Genomic DNA, 17,470 nt, shown 5'->3' with positions numbered 1-17,470 from the left:
TGCTCACCTCACATCTGTTCAAGAGCGGCCGCGAGCATCAGCGCCAGCAAGGCCAACTGCTCAGCCACTACCACTACGACGACCAGAATCGTCTGCACGCCCACGCCGTTACGCAGCAGCAAAACTACCTCTACCAACGCCAATACGACTACGACAAAAGCGGCAACCTCACCCGCCTGCTCGACACTCGCAAAGGCGAACACCTTTACCGCTACGACCCGCTAAACCGCCTGACCCGCGCCGACCACTCCCAGGACGTACAGGAACGCTTCGCCCACAACCCCGCCGGCAACCTGCTGATGCAAGACCGCCCCGGCCCGGACATCGTCGCGGCGAATCGTCTGATGATTCAGGGCGACCGTCATTACGACTACGACGCCTTCGGCAACCTCATCCGCGAACGGCGCGGCAAAAGCCAGCAACTCGTTACTGAGTACCGCTACGACTGCCAGCATCGGTTAATCAGCATCACAAAGCCCAACGGCGAAACCGCCAGTTATCGCTATGACCCATTTGGGCGGCGCATCAGCAAGACCGTAGACGGCAAGACCACCGAGTTTTTCTGGCAAGGCGACAAGCTGATTGCCGAACACCATGCAGAGCGCCATCGCAGCTACCTCTACGAACCCGACAGCTTCCGCCCATTGGCACTATTGGAAGGTTTCGGCGCAAAAGAAACCAAGCCCTACCACTACCAACTCGACCACCTCGGCACCCCGCAGGAACTGACCAACCCCGAGGGCGAAATCGTCTGGTCCGCCCACTACCGCGCCTACGGCCAGATCGCCCGGCTCGACGTAGGCAACATTGACAACCCGCTGCGCTTTCAAGGGCAGTATTTCGATGCGGAAAGCGGCCTGCACTACAACCGCCATCGCTACTACAATCCGGATATTGGTCGTTACCTGACACCGGACCCGGTGAGGTTGGCGGGTGGGATCAATGGGTACCGGTATGTGCCCAATCCCACGGGGTGGGTGGATCAGCTAGGCTTAAGTACGTGTCCAGGTGCAGATGGATGTACGCCACATCAACGTACTGAAACCTCCCACGGCCAGGCAAAGGTAGATGAGGGGGCTCCCTCGCTCCCCAGCTCAGATAAAAAAAGAGAATATCTATTTCGCGGGGATTTAAGAGAGCCAGATGAAATTTTTGAAAGAGGTTTTGAAAGTAGAGGCGCCAGCACAGACCTATTCCTGCACACGTTGAATAATGCCAGCCCTCCCAGCAATTTCGTCCCTACTTCGACCTCAAGGAAACAAGCCTTGGTATTCGCTTCAAATTTTGGCTTCGAGGAAGGCTTTCTTTACACCCTAAAAAAAATCCCTGGAATAAACGTAAATAAAGCGTTGGGCGCACGTTCCAAACATAGAAACGAGTTAGAAATCGCAATTCCTGGACGAATTGATACCAAGGATATTTTAGGTGCATCGCCAGTCAACGAAGACGGTACCTTCAAGGGATACACAATATTGAACCCTAATAGGAAATACCCATGAAATCGCGTGAAATCACCATCATTAAAAACGGTATACGTGACAGCGCAGTGATCGAATACGAAGGAGGCAAGCCCACCCTTTATCTTTTGCTAAGCAATGGGACAAAAAAAACCTATACAGCAATGGATTTATACGACTGCTTCGGTGTATTGAGAGCGGATATGAAAGACACCGTTTTTCTTTGCAAAGGCGGAAAAATTAACGTTCATACATCAGGTATGTCCTCACATATGTCAAATGGTCTTATTGCTTACGAGCTAACACTGGGGCGGCCAGATGGGGAGGTTGTACATATATTCGCTCACGAGGAAAACGATCTCACCAATGATATACAACAGCAGCATGATTTCTGCCAGCGATGGGCTGAATCGGTGCAGATCTAGCGGATGCCCCGTGGCAACTAACCTCCTTTGCCACAGGGCTAAACGCCGCCTTTAAATCCCCGCCAACGCCAAATCCATCGCAAAATACGTAAATATCAAATCCGCCCCCGCCCGCTTGATCGACCCCAACGTCTCGCGCACCACTCGATCCTCATCAATCGCCCCGGCCTGTGCGCCGAACTTGATCATCGCGTACTCACCGCTCACCTGGTACGCCGCCACCGGCAGGCGCGAGGCTTCGCGGATGTCGCGGATGATGTCGAGGTAGGCACCGGCAGGCTTGACCATCAGCGCGTCGGCGCCTTCCTGTTCGTCCAGCAGCGATTCGCGCACGGCTTCGCGGCGGTTCATCGGGTTCATCTGGTAGCTTTTGCGGTCGCCCTTGAGCGCGCTGCCGCCGGCTTCTCGGAAGGGGCCGTAGAGGGCCGAGGCGAATTTGGTGGAGTAGGCCATGATCGGGATGTGGGTGAAGCCGGCGTCATCCAGGGCACGGCGGATGGCCTGGACCTGGCCGTCCATCGCGGCTGAAGGAGCGATCACGTCGGCGCCGGCGCGGGCGGCGGCCACGGCTTGTTTGCCGAGGTTGACCAGGGTCGCGTCGTTGTCGACATGGGCACCGTGCATCACACCGCAGTGGCCGTGGTCTGTGTATTCGCAGAAGCAGGTGTCGGACATCACGATCATTTCCGGCACGGCGTCCTTGATGATCGAGGACATGCGCGAAACCAGGCCGCGTTCTTTCCATGTGTCGCTGCCGCTGGCGTCGAGGTGGTGGGAGACGCCGAAGGTCATCACCGACTTGATGCCGGCGCGGGCGTAACGCTCGATCTCACCGGCGAGTTTTTTCTCAGGAATGCGCAACACACCCGGCATGCTGGTGATGGGCACGAAGTCGTCGATTTCTTCTTCGACAAAAATCGGCAGTACCAGGTCGTTGAGGGTGAACTCACTTTCCTGGAACAGGCCACGCAGCTCCGGGGAGCGGCGCAGGCGACGTGGGCGGGCTTGGGGGAACTGGCTGGTCATGGCAATCCTGAAAAATGGCTGAACACTTTGGGGCGAAAGCTTATGCCCCCAAGTCCCGGCAACACAAATGCCGAGGGGCCAATAGTGTATTGCCGGGTGCGTAACAATTCATTGATTTACAGCTGTAGACGCCCTTCGATGCACAACGCTACGGCACCGCCCACCCAGATTTCATCGCCCTGGCGCTCGATATGAATACGCCCCGCTCGCCCGATCGCCGTGCCTTGGCTGACCACGTAACGGCTGGGCGCCAGGCCCTCGGCGAGCAGCCACTGGGCCACGCCGGCATTCAAGCTGCCGGTGGCCGGGTCTTCGGCGGCGCCATCGCCAGCGACAAAAGCGCGCACTTCAAATTGCGCGTCCACCGCATCACGCGTCGGATCACAGGGAGCGATCACCCCTACGGCCAGACCCAGCAGTTGCGCATAGTCCGGTTGCAACGCAAGCACCGCGTCACGATCAGCCAGCATCACCGCCAGCCAACCCGCACCATTGTCGACCCACTGGCTGCGCACAATCGCCTCGGGCGCCAGCTTCAAAGCCAGGCGCACGCGCTCCAACAACGGCGCCTCCACGGGCCCTGCACGCAACAATGGCGGCGCGATAAACGCCAGTTGGTCACCCTGGCGACGAATACGCACCAAGCCGATTTCGCACTCCTGGATAATCTCCTCCCCACGTGGCACGCCGCCAGCCTGCAACCAGGCGTGGCAACTGCCCAAGGTTGGATGCCCGGCGAACGGCAGCTCTTTGAGGGTGGTGAAGATTCTTACCCGATAGTCAGCACGTGGGTCGCGCGGCGTCAGTAAAAACGTGGTTTCGCTGAGGTTGGTCCAATTGGCAAAGTCCGCCATCTGCTGGTCGGTGAAGCTATCGGCCCCCAGCACCACGGCCAAGGGGTTGCCTTTGAGCGGTACGCTGCTGAATACGTCCAGTTGTTGAAAATCGAAAGTCGGCATGCATCAGCTCGGAATGTTCAGGCCACGGATCACCGCAGGACGTGCGACAAAGCCGTCCAACGCGCGCAGTACGTTAGGGAAATCGGTGATGCCTACCAGGTCACCGGACTCGTAGAACCCGATCAGGTTGCGAACCCACGGAAAGATGGCAATGTCGGCGATGCTGTACTCGTCGCCCATGATCCAGGTGCGGCCCAGCAGGCGCTTTTCCAGCACGCCCAGCAAGCGCCGCGATTCGGCGGCGTAGCGATCACGCGGGCGCTTGTCCTCATACGCCTTGCCGGCGAATTTGTTGAAGAACCCCAGTTGACCAAACATCGGGCCAATGCCGCCCATCTGGAACATCAACCATTGCAGGGTTTCATAGCGTGTGGCCGGGTCTTCGGAGAGCAACTGGCTAGTCTTTTCCGCCAGGTAAATGAGGATCGCGCCGGATTCGAACAACGCCAACGGCTGCCCGCTCGGGCCGTTGGGGTCGATGATCGCAGGGATCTTGTTGTTGGGGTTCAGGGACAGGAACTCGGGAGACAACTGGTCCTGGGTGTCGAAGCTGACCTTGTGCGCCTCATAAGGCAGGCCCAGTTCTTCGAGCATGATCGACACCTTGACGCCATTGGGCGTAGGCAACGAATACAACTGCAAGCGTTCCGGGTGCTGGGCGGGCCATTTGCTGTTGATCGGGAAAGCGGCGAGTGCGTTCATCGAGAACCCCCTGGTCGGAAAGTCCCCATGATAGTCATCTGCCTGCCATCGTGCATGGGTCATCGTTGCGCAACATTTGCCAGCTAGTATCCCGCGTGGGCGAACCAAAGCGCCCGAATGCACTCTTAAGAGCGCCCGAACAATGAATGGAGGCTGCTTGCTATATCGACAGGGAACACCGCAGGACGCTGATGCGTCACTGGGGCCGGGCTTGTCCGCCTTAACCCGACGCACGAAGACTCGAACCTATCATGAAGATCAAGCCTCTGCGCCTTGTGCCACGACTCAAACGTTATTCCTACATGGTATTGCCGCTGCTGCTGGTCAGCGCTGCCATCGTCACCGCCCTGGACGCCCGTGAAAGCCGTGCGCAACCGGTCGATGGCGTACAAACCCTGGTATTCCTGCGCCACGGCGAAAAACCGGCCGGAGGCCTGGGCCAACTCAATTGCCAGGGCCTGAACCGCGCCATGAACCTGGCGACTCTGTTGCCGGAAAAGTTCGGCAAAGCCAACTATGTGTTCGCTGCCAACCCGACGCGTAACGTCGAGGAAGGCGAACTGGATAACTCCTACAGCTACATTCGCCCACTGATCACCATCAGCCCCAGCGCGATCAAGCTCGGCCTGCCGGTGAACATCGAGTTCTCAGCGAATGACACCAGTGCCCTGGCCGAAGAACTGGTCGAGGACAAGTACCGCAACGCGACCATCTACACGGCCTGGTCCCATGGTTACTTGCCGGAACTGATCAACAAAGTCGCCAGCGAAGCCGCCGGCGAAAAACACACCATTACCGATGATTGGTCTGGAAATGACTACGACTCCCTGTACGTGCTGACATTGACCTGGCACAACGGCAAGGCTTCGCTGCTCAGCCGCAACTACAAGCAAGGGCTGAATAACGGCGGGGAAAACTGCCCGGACCCGACCCAGGTCAGCGCAGATATCTGAAGCTTGGGCCGCAGGGGCGTATGATGCCGGGCTATCGACTCACCTGCGGATCATCTCCATGTCCAACCTCGCTTCCACCCAGCCCAACCGCGGCTGGGCATTCTGGTGCAAACCTGCGCTGTTTCTCCTGGTGGCCTGCATCGGCCTCTACTATGTGAAGTGGTCGCCCTACTACCTAAAGGCGTTTGTAGCGGCCGACAACCACAGCATTGGCGCCTCGATTCTCAATGACCAGCAAAGCTCGCCTCTGGCGGCGGCGCTGGCCTATGCCCAGGTGTATTTCCTGGCCATCTGGAAAGCCGCCGTACTGGCAGTGATCCTCGGTTCATTGCTGCAGGTATTGATCCCCCGCGACTGGCTGCTGCGCCTGTTTGGCCGCGCCGGGCTGGGCTCGACCCTGCGCGGTGGGCTGTTCGCCCTGCCGGGGATGATGTGCAGTTGCTGCGCGGCCCCGGTGGCGGCGGGCATGCGCCGCCAGCAGGTGTCGGTCGGCGCGGCGCTGGCGTTCTGGATTGCCAACCCGGTATTGAACCCGGCGACATTGGTGTTCATGGGCTTTGTGCTGGGCTGGGGTTTCACCGCGCTGCGGCTGGTGGCGGGGATTGTGCTGGTGGTGGGCGTGTCCCTGGTGGCACAGCGCATTGCGCGCCCGGACCAGGTGCCGGAAGCAGCACTTGAAGCCGTTGCCGACGTCAGCACAGTGGAGTCGCAACCGTTCCTGAGCCGCTGGTTACGCACGCTGTGGCAGCTGTTCTGGAGCACTATCCCGGTTTATATCCTGGCGGTGCTGATCCTCGGCGCGGCACGGGTTTGGCTGTTCCCTCATGTGGACGGGGCGATGGCCGACAGCCTGGTGTGGCTGGTGCCGCTGGCGATTGTGGGCACGCTGTTTGTGATTCCGACAGCGGCAGAGATTCCCATCGTACAAACCATGATGGCCCTGGGCATGGGCACCGGCCCGGCCGTTGCCTTGCTGATGACCCTGCCGAGCGTGAGCCTGCCGTCACTGCTGATGCTGCGCAAGGATTTCGATGCGCGGGTGCTGGTGACGGTAGCCGGCTTGACCATGCTGGTGGGGGTGGTGTGTGGGTTGATTGGAGCGGTAATTCTTTAGATTTCAAGTGGGGCTGATGGCCTCATCGCAGCATAGGCGAGGTGCCGAGTGGTGGGGCAAGAGCGTTTTGCTTACTTTGGCCTGGGCCGGCATCCCGGCTTTTGCAAAGTGAGCCGCCGTCAGGGCGGAACCCTAGGTGGCCGTTACCGCAGGAATGGATATGTACAGGGTCCAACTGTGTTGACTGTCAGGCCGTCTTCGCAGGCAAGCCAGCTCCCACAGTTGGATCGCGGTGCGTCAGCTCGATCAACGTCGGCTGCCAGGCCATCACGGGAGCAAGCTCCCTCGCCACAGGTCCAGCGTCGCGCCGAAGTTGTGTAGATACCTATGCTCATCACAGGCAAGCCAGCCCCCACCTTTTTAAGTGTGAATACATACAAAGGTGGGAGCTGGCTTGCCTGCGATGGCGTCCGAAAGGTCACCCCACCCGAGCTGCTCGCTCGCGCAAATACTCCACCACCGCACCCTGCTCCCCGGCAAACTCGATACGCGCGCCCTTGCTCTCGCGCTGGAACGCATACATCGGGTCGTAGTACTCACGCAGCAAGCCTTCAATCCATACCTGATGCAGCTCCACTGCGCCGCTGCGTGCCTGTTCGGCCAGGGCCTCCTGCAACACCGCCTGCAACCGTTGGAAACGCTCGCCGCCCAGGCGCTTGTGAATATTGGCCAGGCTCTGAGTCAGGCGCTCGGCAAATAATCGCTGGCCGGTTTCCCCAAACACCTCAATGAACTCGGCGCACAGGTCCACCACGTAATCCTTCAGGATGCGCTCGACACGGCCCTCGACGCTGTCTTCCAGCCACACCATAGGAAACGTCTGCATGCCCTTGTGCAATGGCAGCGGCAGCGCACAGCTGCCGATCATGCGGCTCTCGTCCTCGACCACAAACTGCTCGATACCACCTGCGCGCTTCTTCAGCAAATCCACCGCCAGGCGATTTTCGAAGTCGATATTGGTGGGTTGCGCCGTGGCGCGCTTGCCGAAACTGGAACCGCGATGGTTGGCGTGCCCTTCCAAATCCAGGGCATTGCGCAGTTGGCCGAGCACTTCGGTCTTGCCGGTGCCGGTCATGCCGCCCAGCAGTACGAAATCACACTGGGCAGTCGCCTGCTCCAGGGTTTCCAGCAGGAAGGTACGCATGGCCTTGTAGCCACCGCCGACGCGGGGGTATTCGATGCCCGCTTCGGTTTTCAACCATTGCTGCACGATCTGCGAACGCAGGCCGCCCCGAAAGCAGTACAGATAGCCATTGGGGTTAGCCTGGGCAAACTGCGCCCACTGTTCGATGCGCTCGGCCTTGATTGCCCCCGACACCAGTTCATGCCCCAGCACGATCGCCGCTTGCTGGCCTTGCTGCTTGTAACAGGTGCCGACTCGCTGGCGCTCATCGTCGGTCATCAGCGGCAGGTTGATCACCCCGGGGAACGCGCCCTTGGTGAATTCGACCGGCGCGCGGGTATCCATCATCGGCCGGTCGTTGAGGAAAATGTCGCGGTAATCGGTGATGTCCGTCGCCATCAAATCACCTCAACCGCGTTGGTCTGTCGCTCCAGCAGTTCACCGATAGGCTCAAGGGCCAAGCCCAGCTCGGCAGCCACGGCGTGGAACTCGGCATCACCTTCTGGGGTAACGGCGATCAGCAGGCCACCGCTGGTCTGGGGGTCGCACAGCACGCGCTTGTGCAGCTCCTGCACACGCCCCAGCTTGCTGGCGTAGCTCTCGAAGTTGCGCAAGGTGCCACCCGGCACGCAGCCCTGGTCCAGGTAATACTCCACCCCCGGCAGGCGCGGAACCTTTGCATAGTCGATACGGGCCGTCAGGCCACTGCCATCGGCCATTTCCACCAGGTGGCCAAGCAGGCCGAAACCAGTGACATCGGTCATGGCCGTCACACCGGCCAACTTGCCGAAACGGCTGCCCGGCTTGTTGAGTGTGCACATCCAGTCACGCGCCAGGCCGATATCCGCCTCGCGCAGCTTGCCCTTCTTCTCGGCGGTGGTGAGGATGCCGATGCCCAGGGGCTTGGTCAGGTACAGGCGGCAACCGGCGGTAGCCGTGTCGTTACGCTTCATATGGCGCTTTTGCACGATGCCGGTCACGGCCAGGCCGAAGATCGGCTCCGGCGCGTCGATGGAATGCCCGCCCGCAAGCGGAATGCCAGCTGCGTCGCACACCGCCCGACCGCCGCGAATCACTTCGCGGGCAATCTCCGGCGCGAGCACATTGACCGGCCAGCCGAGAATGGCGATGGCCATCAAGGGATCGCCGCCCATGGCGTAGATATCGCTGATGGCATTGGTGGCGGCGATGCGGCCGAAGTCGAACGGGTCGTCGACAATCGGCATGAAAAAGTCCGTGGTGGACACCACGCCGCGCTCGTCGTCGATGGCGTATACCGCCGCATCGTCGCGGGAGGCATTGCCCACCCACAGGTTGGGGTCGAGGTTCTGTGCACCGCTGCCCGCAAGGATCACTTCCAGGACCTGGGGCGAAATCTTGCAACCGCAACCCGCACCGTGGCTGTACTGGGTAAGGCGAATCGGCTCGTTCATGGGGGACCTCAAGCTATCAAGTGGGCCGATTCTAGCAGACAGCAAAAGGCCGGCTGGGCTCTTGTGAGCACAGCCGGCCTGTTTGTTCAGCGGTTACTGGCGCGCAGCGAGCAAACGTGCGTGCCGGTTACGCCGGGCGATGTTCAAGCATTCGATCGCCGCCGAGAATGCCATGGCCGCATACACGTAGCCTTTTGGCACGTGGGCGCCGAAGCCTTCGGCGATCAGCGTCATGCCGATCATGATCAAGAAGCCCAGGGCCAGCATCACCACGGTCGGGTTGTCGTTGATGAACTTGGCCAACGGTTCAGCGGCCAACAGCATCACGATCACCGAGACCACCACGGCAATGATCATGATCGGCAAGTGCTCGGTCATGCCCACGGCGGTGATGATGCTATCGATGGAGAACACCAGGTCGAGCATCAGGATCTGGCCGATGGCGGCGGCAAAGCCGATGGTCACGGTATTACTGACGGTTGCCTTCTCTTCAGGCTCCGGGTCCATGCTGTGATGGATCTCGGTGGTTGCCTTCCACACCAGGAACAGGCCGCCGGCGATCAGGATCATGTCCTTCCACGAGAACGCCTGGCCGAAAACTTCGAACACCGGTGTCGTCAATTGCACGATGAATGCGATGGTGCTCAACAGGCCCAGGCGCAATATCAACGCCATGCTGATACCAATGCGCCGCGCCTTGGCCCGGTGCTTCTCCGGCAGTTTGTTGGTGAGGATCGAGATAAAGATCAGGTTATCGATGCCCAGCACGATTTCCATGACGATCAAGGTCGCCAGTGCGACCCAGGCGGTGGGGCTGGCGGCCAGTTGTAGAAGGTAATCCATAAGTCAGTCCTGACGTGGTAGTGCTGGGGAATTAGGTTTCTTTGGTGTCGGATTCAGCAGCGTTTTCGGCGTCTTTTTCCTGCTTCTCAGGGCTGATCAAGCCCTGGGTTGCTTCACTCAATGCCTGCTCGGCGGCCTTGTGGGTCTCGTCGATGGCCTGCTTGGCCGACTCGGTGGCTTTGCCCAGCACCTGTTGCGCGCTTTTCTCGACTTGATCACAGCCGCTGACCACTATCAATGAAAGCGCAAGCAACGACGCCGCGCCCAGGGAATTGAGTTTCATGATGTATTCCTCGTTAGAACCATTGGGTCCAAGTAGTGGCCCCTCGATAGCGAGGCATTCTATGCAGGCGAACAGTTCAGGAAAATTCGTATTTTTCTCGCGTATACTTCGATTTTTACGAAGTGTAGGCCGTGATGCTCAATTATCGACAACTGCATTACTTCTGGGTGGTGGCCAAGACCGGTAGCATCGTGCGCGCCTGTGAGCAATTGAACCTCACGCCGCAGACCATCAGCGGGCAGATCAGCCTGTTGGAGCAGACCTTCGGTATTGCCCTGTTTCAGCGGGTCGGGCGCCAGCTTGAACTGACCGAAGCCGGGCGCCAGGCGCTGCCCTACACCGAGCAGATGTTCCAGACCGGCAATGAACTGGAGGCGATGCTGCGCGCCCAGCCTGACGAGCAGCAGATCCCGTTCCGCGTTGGGGTGGCGGATGTGGTGCCCAAATCCATCGTGTACCGGCTGATCGCGCCGACCATGGAGTTGAGCGAACCGATCCGCATCACCTGCCGTGAAGACAAACTCGAACGTTTACTGGCCGACCTGGCGATCCAGCGCCTGGACTTGGTGATTTCCGACAGCCCCATGCCCACGCACTTGGACATCAAGGGCTACAGCCAGAAACTGGGAGAATGCGGCATCAGTTTTTTCGCCACCCAGGCGTTGGCTGACCAGCATGGGGGGGATTTCCCACAGTGTTTGCAAGGCGCACCGCTGTTGATTCCGGGGGCAGAGACCGTGGTACGCAGCCGTTTGCAGCGCTGGTTCGCCGAACAGCAGATTCAACCCCGCATCATCGGCGAGTTCGACGACAGCGCCTTGATGCAGGCCTTCGGGCAATCCGGCAGTGGGATTTTTATCGCGCCCAGCGTGATCGCCGACGAGGTGGTGCGCCAATACGGCGTGGCGCTGATTGGCCAGACCGATGCGGTGACCGAGTCGTTTTATGCGATCTCAGTGGAGCGTAAGGTCAAGCACCCCGGCATTGTGGCGATTACCGAGGGTGCCCGGCGGGAGTTGTTTACCGCCCTGCCCTGATCGCTCAGGCATTGAGCGCCGTGGGTTTGGCGGTCATCAGCCACAGTGCGAGCAGGATCGACACCAGGATAAACCCCGAAGCGGCAAACCCCAGGCTGCCCAGGCCCAGAGTGTCGATGACATGCCCGCCCACCATCGCGCCCAGGCCAATGCCGAGGTTGGCGCCGGCGATATTCAGCGACGCGGCAAACGCCGGTGCATGGGGCGCGGCCTTCATCAAGCGCACATGGCTGACCAGGAACATCGCCGCCTGGGTCACGCCCCACACCGCCATCGCCGCGGCCAGGCCGATGGTCGAGTGAATCGCCGGCACCACTGCCACCATGCCCGCGATCATGAACCCGCAGAACACCATGGACGCGATCAATGGGTGACGATCCACGGCGCGTCCGCCAAGGGAGTTGCCAATCAGCCCGACCGCGCCAAAGCCCATCAGGCACCAGCCCACCAACGTACCGTCGAACCCGGCCAGGCGCTCAAGGATATCTGCCAAGTAGGTATAGGCGGTGAACATGCCACTGAACACCAGGATCGACAGCAGGATATGCCCCTGCATCACGGGGCTGCGCAGGATCCTGAATTGCGAACGCAGACTGCCCTGCTGGTGCTTGGCCGGGGTGACCGGCAGATAGAGATACAGCAGCAATGCCTTGGCCAGGGCAATCACAGCGAGCACGGCGAACGCGGTGCGCCAGCCGAACATATCGGAAATCAGCGTGCCCACCGGAATACCAAATACGGTGGCGCAAACAATGCCAAAGCCGATTTTTTCAATCGCACGCCCGGCGAACTCAGGGCCGACAATGTCTACCGCCGTTTCGCTGGCGAGGGCCCAGAATACTGGCAAGCCCAAGGCGGGAATCAAACGGGCCACGGCCATCACCCAGATATTCGGCGCCAAAGCCGCCACGGTGTTGGCCGCTGCAAACATGATCAGGATGCTGATAAACAGGCGCTTGCGCGAAAAGCGCGCGCAGTAGGCCGTGAGGAACGGGCCGAACGCGGCCACGGTGAACGCGAACGGCGTCACCAGCAGCCCCGCCTGGGACACGCTGACGTTCAGGTCCCGAGCAATCGACGGCAACAGGCCGACGATGACGAATTCTGTGGTCAGCACGGTAAAACCGGCGGCTGACAGCAGCAGGATAGGAAACAACATGAAAACTCCAGAAACGACGATATCAACGACAGCCCGAAGGGCCCGCTGACGGAGAGGAAAGATGAGAGGGGGGAATCTTAACAGAACATGTCCGGATTTGACCAAGCCCGGCTGAAACGGGTGACGGAATGCCGCAGCAAACGAGACGTGCCCTACAGCATGCTAGACTTCGCGCCTACTTCCTACAGTACTTTCTGCCTGCAATGCTGTGCCCTACTAAAAAAACTAGAGACAACTCTTTATGACTGCTGCCCCTTCCCTGCTGCAACGTTTAATGCGCGTCAGCCTGGTCTCCCAAATTGTCATCGGCCTGATTGCCGGGATCGTGCTGGCCCTGCTGTTCCCCGAGGCCGCGCGCGCCACCGGTTTTATCGGCAAGGTGTTTGTCACGGCGCTGAAGGCTGTCGCGCCAATCCTGGTGTTTGTGCTGGTCATGGCCTCGATTGCCAACCATAAGCATGGCCAGGAAACCCATATCCGCCCGATCCTGTTCCTGTATCTGCTCGGCACCTTTGCCGCCGCCGTGGTTGCGGTGGTTGCCAGCATGATGTTTCCGTCGTTCCTGGTATTGGCTACCCATGACGCCACGGTGAGCGCTCCTGGGGGCATTGGCGAAGTGTTGCAAAGCCTGCTGCTCAGTGTGGTGGATAACCCGGTCAGTGCACTGATGAACGCCAACTTCATCGGCATCCTCGCCTGGGCCATCGGCATGGGCATCGCTATTCGCCATGCCGGTGAGACCACCCGTACGGTATTGGACGACTTGTCCAACGGCGTCACCCTGATCGTACGCGTGGTGATCCGCTTCGCCCCGCTGGGTATCTTCGGTCTTGTGGCCTCCACCCTCGCCACCTCTGGTTTCGACGCCCTGCTCGGCTATGCCCACCTGCTGGTCGTGCTGATCGGCTGCATGTTGTTCGTGGCACTGGTGATCAACCCGGCCATCGTGTTCTGGAAACTGCGTCGCAACCCTTACCCGCTGGTGCTGATGTGCCTGCGCGAAAGCGGCATCACCGCGTTTTTCACCCGCAGCTCGGCGGCGAACATTCCGGTCAACCTGGCACTGAGCAAACGCCTGGGCCTGCATGAAGACACCTACTCGGTGTCGATCCCCCTCGGTGCCACCATCAACATGGCCGGCGCCGCCATCACTATCACCGTGCTGACCCTGGCGGCCGTGCACACCCTGGGCATCGCCGTGGACATGCCGACCGCCGTGCTGCTCAGCGTGGTCGCTGCGGTGTGTGCCTGCGGTGCATCGGGGGTGGCGGGTGGTTCGCTGCTGTTGATTCCCCTGGCGTGCAGCCTGTTTGGCATCCCCAGTGAAATCGCCATGCAGGTAGTGGCCGTCGGTTTCATCATCGGCGTGCTGCAGGACTCGGCGGAAACCGCACTCAACTCGTCTACCGATGTGCTGTTTACCGCGGCGGCGTGTTTGGGCAAGGAAGAACAGGCCGCTTAACACAGCCCCATAAAAAAGCCCGGTGCCGTTCGCAGAGAACGGCACCGGGCTTTTTTGTGCTTGCGGGTTTAGAACGCGCCCATGTAATCGCGCTTGCCCACTTCCACACCGTTATGACGCAGCAGCGCATAAGCGGTGGTGACGTGGAAGAAGAACTGCGGCAGGCCGTAGGTCAGCAGGTAGGACTGACCGCTGAAGCGCTTCTCTTTCGGGGTGCCTGGGCGCGTGACGATCTCGATGCCTTCCTTGCCGTCGATCTGCTCGGGCTTGATGGTGTCGACAAAGGCCAGGACCTTGGCGATCAACGCTTGCAGGTCGGCAAAGGTGACTTCGCTGTCTTCGTACTTCGGTACTTCGATCTCGGCCAGGCGTGCCGACACACCTTTGGCGAAGTCCACGGCGATCTGCACCTGGCGCACCAACGGGAACATGTCCGGGAACAGGCGCGCTTGCAGCAAGGCGTTGGGCTCGATGTTCTTGGCGCTGGCATGGGCTTCAGCTTTGTTCAGCACATCGCTGAGGGCGTTGAGCATTTGCTTGAAGACCGGGATGGAAGCGGCGTACAGGGAAATAGTCATGACAGTCTCACGGTAATGGCGGGGTTGGAACCAGCCGCGATTATAGCCATGCCTGGCGCTTGTCTTTTATTTTTTCAAGCTTAGGCTAAGGGGCTTCACTGCATAGGGAAAGCGCGATGACCGCCGAGCACGACACCGACACCCCTGAGCCGCGCCTGAACAGCACGGAAATCCGCATCCTGGGCTGCCTGATCGAAAAACAGGCGACCAACCCGGAAACCTACCCCCTCACCCTCAACGCCTTGGTGCTGGCCTGCAACCAGAAGACCAGCCGCGAGCCGGTGATGAACCTCAGCCAAGGCCAGGTCGGCCAGAGCCTGCGCGCGCTCGAAGGCCAAGGCTTCACGCGCCTGGTGATGGGCAGCCGCGCCGACCGCTGGGAGCACCGTGTGGACAAGGCCCTGGAACTGGTGCCGGCCCAGGTGATCCTGACCGGGCTGCTGTTCCTGCGGGGGCCGCAGACCGTCAACGAGTTGCTCACCCGCAGCGGGCGCATGCATGACTTTGAGGATGCCGAACAGGTTGTGCATCAGCTCGAACGCCTGATTGCACGAGGGCTGGCGCTTCTGGTGCCGCGTCAGGCGGGGCAGCGGGAAGACCGGTATACCCATGCACTAGGGGACCCGGCAGATATTGAAGCGATTATGACCGCACGGGGGAATCCGGTAGAGCGTAGCGCGGGGGCTGTTTCGGTGGAGCGGATTGAAGAGCTGGAAGCGCGGATTGCCGCACTGGAAGAACGGCTGGCGCAGCTGGAACAGGCATAACGCAGATAAACATGTGGGAGCTGGCTTGCCTGCGATAGCCATTGGTATCGACACAACTTTGTAGGTTGCAGCAGCCGACGGTAACTACGATGCGAAGCGAGCCGCTCTTGATCTTGCTCTGCTTTTGATCTTGCTCTGCTTTTGATCTTAGGCGCCCCGTTAAACCACGCTGGCCGAACGCAGGCTTTAATTCGTGGGTAACCCGGCAGGACGCCGGGTTAGCCGCCCCGCGCCATGGATGGCGCGTGGCGGCGGCCCACGGATTCAAGCCTGTGTTCGGGCACACCGAGCCTAGGCGAGGTGCCGAGTGGTGGGGCAAGAGCGCTTTGCTTACTTTCGCGCTTTTCGAAAGTGAGCCGCCGTCAGGGCGGAACCCTAAGTAGCCGTTACCGCAGGAATGGATATGTACTCGGTATTACGGCGTCGACTGTGAGGCCGTCTTCGCAGGCGAGCCAGCTCCCACAGTTGGATCGTGGGGTGTCAGGTAGATAGCCGTCGCCTGGCAGGCCGCCATCGCAGGCGAGCCAGCTCCCACAGTTGGATCGCGTGCGCGTCAGTTAGATCAGCGAATGGTTGTGCGTAAGGCTTCAGCTGCGGGCGAAGGCCACCGCTGCCTCGAACTGCTCCTGAGTAGGCCGCACGCCGGTATAAAGCACAAACTGCTCCAACGCCTGGATAGCGATCACCTCCAGCCCGGTAATCACCCGCTTGCCCTGGGCACGACCACGCACGATCAACGGCGTTTCCGCCGGGATCGCCACCACATCGAAGACCGTCTCAGCCTGATCGATTGCCTCGGCCTCAAACGCCAACGCATCCGCCTCGACCCCGCCGGTCATGCCGATGGGTGTCACGTTGATCAGCATCTGTGGCCGCAGGCTGCCCAGATCCGCCTGCCACTGATACCCCAGGTTCCTGGCCAATGCCTGGCCCGCCACCTCATTACGCGCCACGATCACGCCATTGGCGTACCCTCCGTCACGCAAGGCGCTGGCGACCGCCTTGGCCATACCGCCGCTGCCGCGCAGGGCGAAGCTGGAGTCCTTGGGCACCGCGTGTTTTTTCAGCAATTGCTCGATGGCGATGTAGTCGGTGTTGTAAGCCTTGAGGTGGCCGTTGGTGTTGACGATGGTGTTCAGGGAGTCGATGGCTTGAACCGAATCGTCGAGTTCGTCCATCAAGGCAATGGCGGCCTCCTTGAACGGCATGGACACCCCGCAACCCCGCACACCCAGGGCTCGGATACCGCCGATCGCGCCGGGTAAGTCCTGGCTGCTGAAGGCTTTATAGTAAAAATTCAGACCCAGCTGTTCATACAGGTGGTTATGAAAACGCAGGCCAAAGTTCCCAGGGCGCGCCGACAGCGACATGCACAGTTGGGTGTCCTTGTTGGGGTGCATCTGCATGGATAACTCCTTGAAGTAAGCAAATCGGTACAGACCTTACACAACCTTTACCCATTGGCCGTGCTGTTTTCTCGAAATACGTTGTCTTAAAAGTATCCCCGCGACAATCCTTGAGTCTATTGATTGCAGACCACAAGCGCAGGGGCTAACCGAGGAAAGACCATCATGCGTAAACTCCCCAGGATCGCCTTGCTTATCGGCGCACTCGCGATGGCCGGCCAAGCCTCCGCCCACGGTGGTGGTTGGGGTGGCCCGGCCGTGTTCGGTGCGCTTGTCGGCGCAGCGGTAGTCGGCTCTGTGGTTGCCAGCCAGCCGCGTGAGGTGTACGTGCAACAACCGGTGTATGTGCAGCCGCAGCCGGTGTATGCCGCGCCGCCGCCGGTCTACTACGCGCCACCGCCACCGGTGTATGTGCAACAGCAGGTTTACTATCGCCCGGCGCCCGTCTACTACGGCCCACCGCGCGGTTATTATGGGCCGCCTCGCGGCTATTACGGCCCGCCCCACGGCTACTACCGCCATGGTTGGTAAGTTTTAATCCGTTGACAGCCACAGGCCTCGCCCACACGCGGGGCCTTTTTTTGCCTGGGAAGTCTGGATTAATCCTGCCAGTGTCGCTGTGAGAACAACGTACGAGCAGCAATCCCACATGATAAGCGTCAAATATCCTCTTGATCGATGACGGGCTGCGCTGTCATGTTTGCGTCACAAAACAGTCGCACTATCGACCCAGTCCAACCAAT

18 protein-coding genes are annotated in these 17,470 nt (G+C 60.1%); 8 read left to right on the top strand and 10 right to left on the bottom strand.

The annotated features are described in order from the left end of the window. On the top strand, nucleotides 1-1,499 hold a 1,499-nt coding region (locus tag JFT58_RS26365; RefSeq protein ID WP_178111267.1), incomplete at its 5' end, for an RHS repeat-associated core domain-containing protein. Further along, on the top strand, nucleotides 1,496-1,882 hold the full coding sequence (locus JFT58_RS26360) for a hypothetical protein (protein ID WP_054898814.1): 387 nt from the start codon (nucleotides 1,496-1,498) through the stop codon (nucleotides 1,880-1,882). The genes JFT58_RS26365 and JFT58_RS26360, both read left to right, overlap by 4 nt. A gap of 51 nt (nucleotides 1,883-1,933) precedes the next feature. Here JFT58_RS26360 and hemB read toward each other — a convergent pair whose 3' ends face one another. The 3 genes from hemB to JFT58_RS26345 all read right to left on the bottom strand — a co-directional run bounded on the left by hemB (nucleotide 1,934) and on the right by JFT58_RS26345 (nucleotide 4,569). Next, nucleotides 1,934-2,908, bottom strand: a complete 975-nt coding sequence (gene hemB / locus JFT58_RS26355) for a porphobilinogen synthase (RefSeq protein WP_016977356.1) — start codon at nucleotides 2,906-2,908, stop codon at nucleotides 1,934-1,936. Between the two features lie 116 nt (nucleotides 2,909-3,024). Next, nucleotides 3,025-3,867, bottom strand: coding sequence for a PhzF family phenazine biosynthesis protein (locus JFT58_RS26350; protein ID WP_054898813.1), 843 nt, complete (start codon nucleotides 3,865-3,867; stop codon nucleotides 3,025-3,027). Between the two features lie 3 nt (nucleotides 3,868-3,870). Continuing rightward, nucleotides 3,871-4,569 (bottom strand): glutathione S-transferase N-terminal domain-containing protein, encoded by a 699-nt coding sequence (locus JFT58_RS26345; protein WP_034135269.1) that lies wholly within the window; start codon nucleotides 4,567-4,569, stop codon nucleotides 3,871-3,873. A 251-nt stretch (nucleotides 4,570-4,820) separates the two neighbouring features. On the opposite strand from JFT58_RS26345, the gene JFT58_RS26340 reads away from it, so the two are divergent. Together JFT58_RS26340 and JFT58_RS26335 are read left to right on the top strand one after the other, a co-directional pair. Next, a complete protein-coding gene (locus JFT58_RS26340) occupies nucleotides 4,821-5,522 on the top strand; it encodes a hypothetical protein (RefSeq protein ID WP_019817513.1) in 702 nt (233 codons plus the stop codon). Nucleotides 5,523-5,580: 58 nt separating this feature from the next. After that, on the top strand, nucleotides 5,581-6,636 hold the full coding sequence (locus JFT58_RS26335; protein WP_032903692.1) for a permease: 1,056 nt from the start codon (nucleotides 5,581-5,583) through the stop codon (nucleotides 6,634-6,636). Between the two features lie 418 nt (nucleotides 6,637-7,054). On the opposite strand, the gene mnmH is transcribed toward JFT58_RS26335, so the two are convergent. The 4 genes from mnmH to JFT58_RS26315 all read right to left on the bottom strand — a co-directional run bounded on the left by mnmH (nucleotide 7,055) and on the right by JFT58_RS26315 (nucleotide 10,318). Beyond that, entirely contained in the window at nucleotides 7,055-8,158 is a 1,104-nt protein-coding gene (gene mnmH / locus JFT58_RS26330) for a tRNA 2-selenouridine(34) synthase MnmH (protein WP_054898812.1), read from the bottom strand. Further along, entirely contained in the window at nucleotides 8,158-9,192 is a 1,035-nt protein-coding gene (selD, locus tag JFT58_RS26325; protein WP_020302053.1) for a selenide, water dikinase SelD, read from the bottom strand. The genes mnmH and selD overlap by 1 nt, the downstream gene beginning before the upstream one ends. A gap of 93 nt (nucleotides 9,193-9,285) precedes the next feature. Further along, nucleotides 9,286-10,035 carry a TerC family protein gene (locus JFT58_RS26320; protein ID WP_054898811.1) on the bottom strand — a complete coding sequence of 250 codons (750 nt, stop codon included), beginning with the start codon at nucleotides 10,033-10,035 and terminating at the stop codon, nucleotides 9,286-9,288. Between the two features lie 31 nt (nucleotides 10,036-10,066). After that, nucleotides 10,067-10,318 (bottom strand): hypothetical protein, encoded by a 252-nt coding sequence (locus JFT58_RS26315; protein ID WP_054898810.1) that lies wholly within the window; start codon nucleotides 10,316-10,318, stop codon nucleotides 10,067-10,069. Between the two features lie 134 nt (nucleotides 10,319-10,452). Here JFT58_RS26315 and nhaR point away from each other — a divergent pair, with 134 nt between their 5' ends. Then, nucleotides 10,453-11,355, top strand: a complete 903-nt coding sequence (nhaR, locus tag JFT58_RS26310) for a transcriptional activator NhaR (protein ID WP_054898809.1) — start codon at nucleotides 10,453-10,455, stop codon at nucleotides 11,353-11,355. Nucleotides 11,356-11,359: 4 nt separating this feature from the next. Here the strand turns inward: nhaR and JFT58_RS26305 are convergent, their stop codons facing one another. Then, the gene (locus JFT58_RS26305) at nucleotides 11,360-12,514 is read right to left on the bottom strand and encodes an MFS transporter (protein WP_198834781.1); all 1,155 of its coding nucleotides are present in this window, start codon (nucleotides 12,512-12,514) and stop codon (nucleotides 11,360-11,362) included. 241 nt (nucleotides 12,515-12,755) lie between these two features. Between JFT58_RS26305 and sstT the strand changes: the two genes are divergently transcribed. Continuing rightward, nucleotides 12,756-13,976, top strand: a complete 1,221-nt coding sequence (gene sstT, locus JFT58_RS26300) for a serine/threonine transporter SstT (protein ID WP_034125799.1) — start codon at nucleotides 12,756-12,758, stop codon at nucleotides 13,974-13,976. 68 nt (nucleotides 13,977-14,044) lie between these two features. On the opposite strand, the gene JFT58_RS26295 is transcribed toward sstT, so the two are convergent. Next, a complete protein-coding gene (locus JFT58_RS26295) occupies nucleotides 14,045-14,554 on the bottom strand; it encodes a DUF1993 domain-containing protein (RefSeq protein WP_003190292.1) in 510 nt (169 codons plus the stop codon). Between the two features lie 116 nt (nucleotides 14,555-14,670). Between JFT58_RS26295 and JFT58_RS26290 the strand changes: the two genes are divergently transcribed. After that, nucleotides 14,671-15,321: a YceH family protein gene (locus tag JFT58_RS26290; RefSeq protein WP_054898808.1), complete on the top strand. Its 651-nt coding sequence runs from the start codon at nucleotides 14,671-14,673 to the stop codon at nucleotides 15,319-15,321. Between the two features lie 587 nt (nucleotides 15,322-15,908). On the opposite strand, the gene JFT58_RS26285 is transcribed toward JFT58_RS26290, so the two are convergent. Beyond that, the gene (locus tag JFT58_RS26285) at nucleotides 15,909-16,727 is read right to left on the bottom strand and encodes a shikimate 5-dehydrogenase (RefSeq protein WP_034125801.1); all 819 of its coding nucleotides are present in this window, start codon (nucleotides 16,725-16,727) and stop codon (nucleotides 15,909-15,911) included. A gap of 165 nt (nucleotides 16,728-16,892) precedes the next feature. Here JFT58_RS26285 and JFT58_RS26280 point away from each other — a divergent pair, with 165 nt between their 5' ends. Next, a complete protein-coding gene (locus JFT58_RS26280) occupies nucleotides 16,893-17,258 on the top strand; it encodes a hypothetical protein (RefSeq protein ID WP_003190286.1) in 366 nt (121 codons plus the stop codon). The last annotated feature ends 212 nt before the right edge of the window (nucleotides 17,259-17,470 follow it).

The sequence above is a fragment of the Pseudomonas sp. MF6767 genome (assembly GCF_016405475.1).
Taxonomy (GTDB): Bacteria; Pseudomonadota; Gammaproteobacteria; order Pseudomonadales; family Pseudomonadaceae; genus Aquipseudomonas; species Aquipseudomonas paracarnis.
Note: the sequence above shows the minus strand (reverse complement) of the source record. Positions and strands in the feature narration are given on the sequence as shown.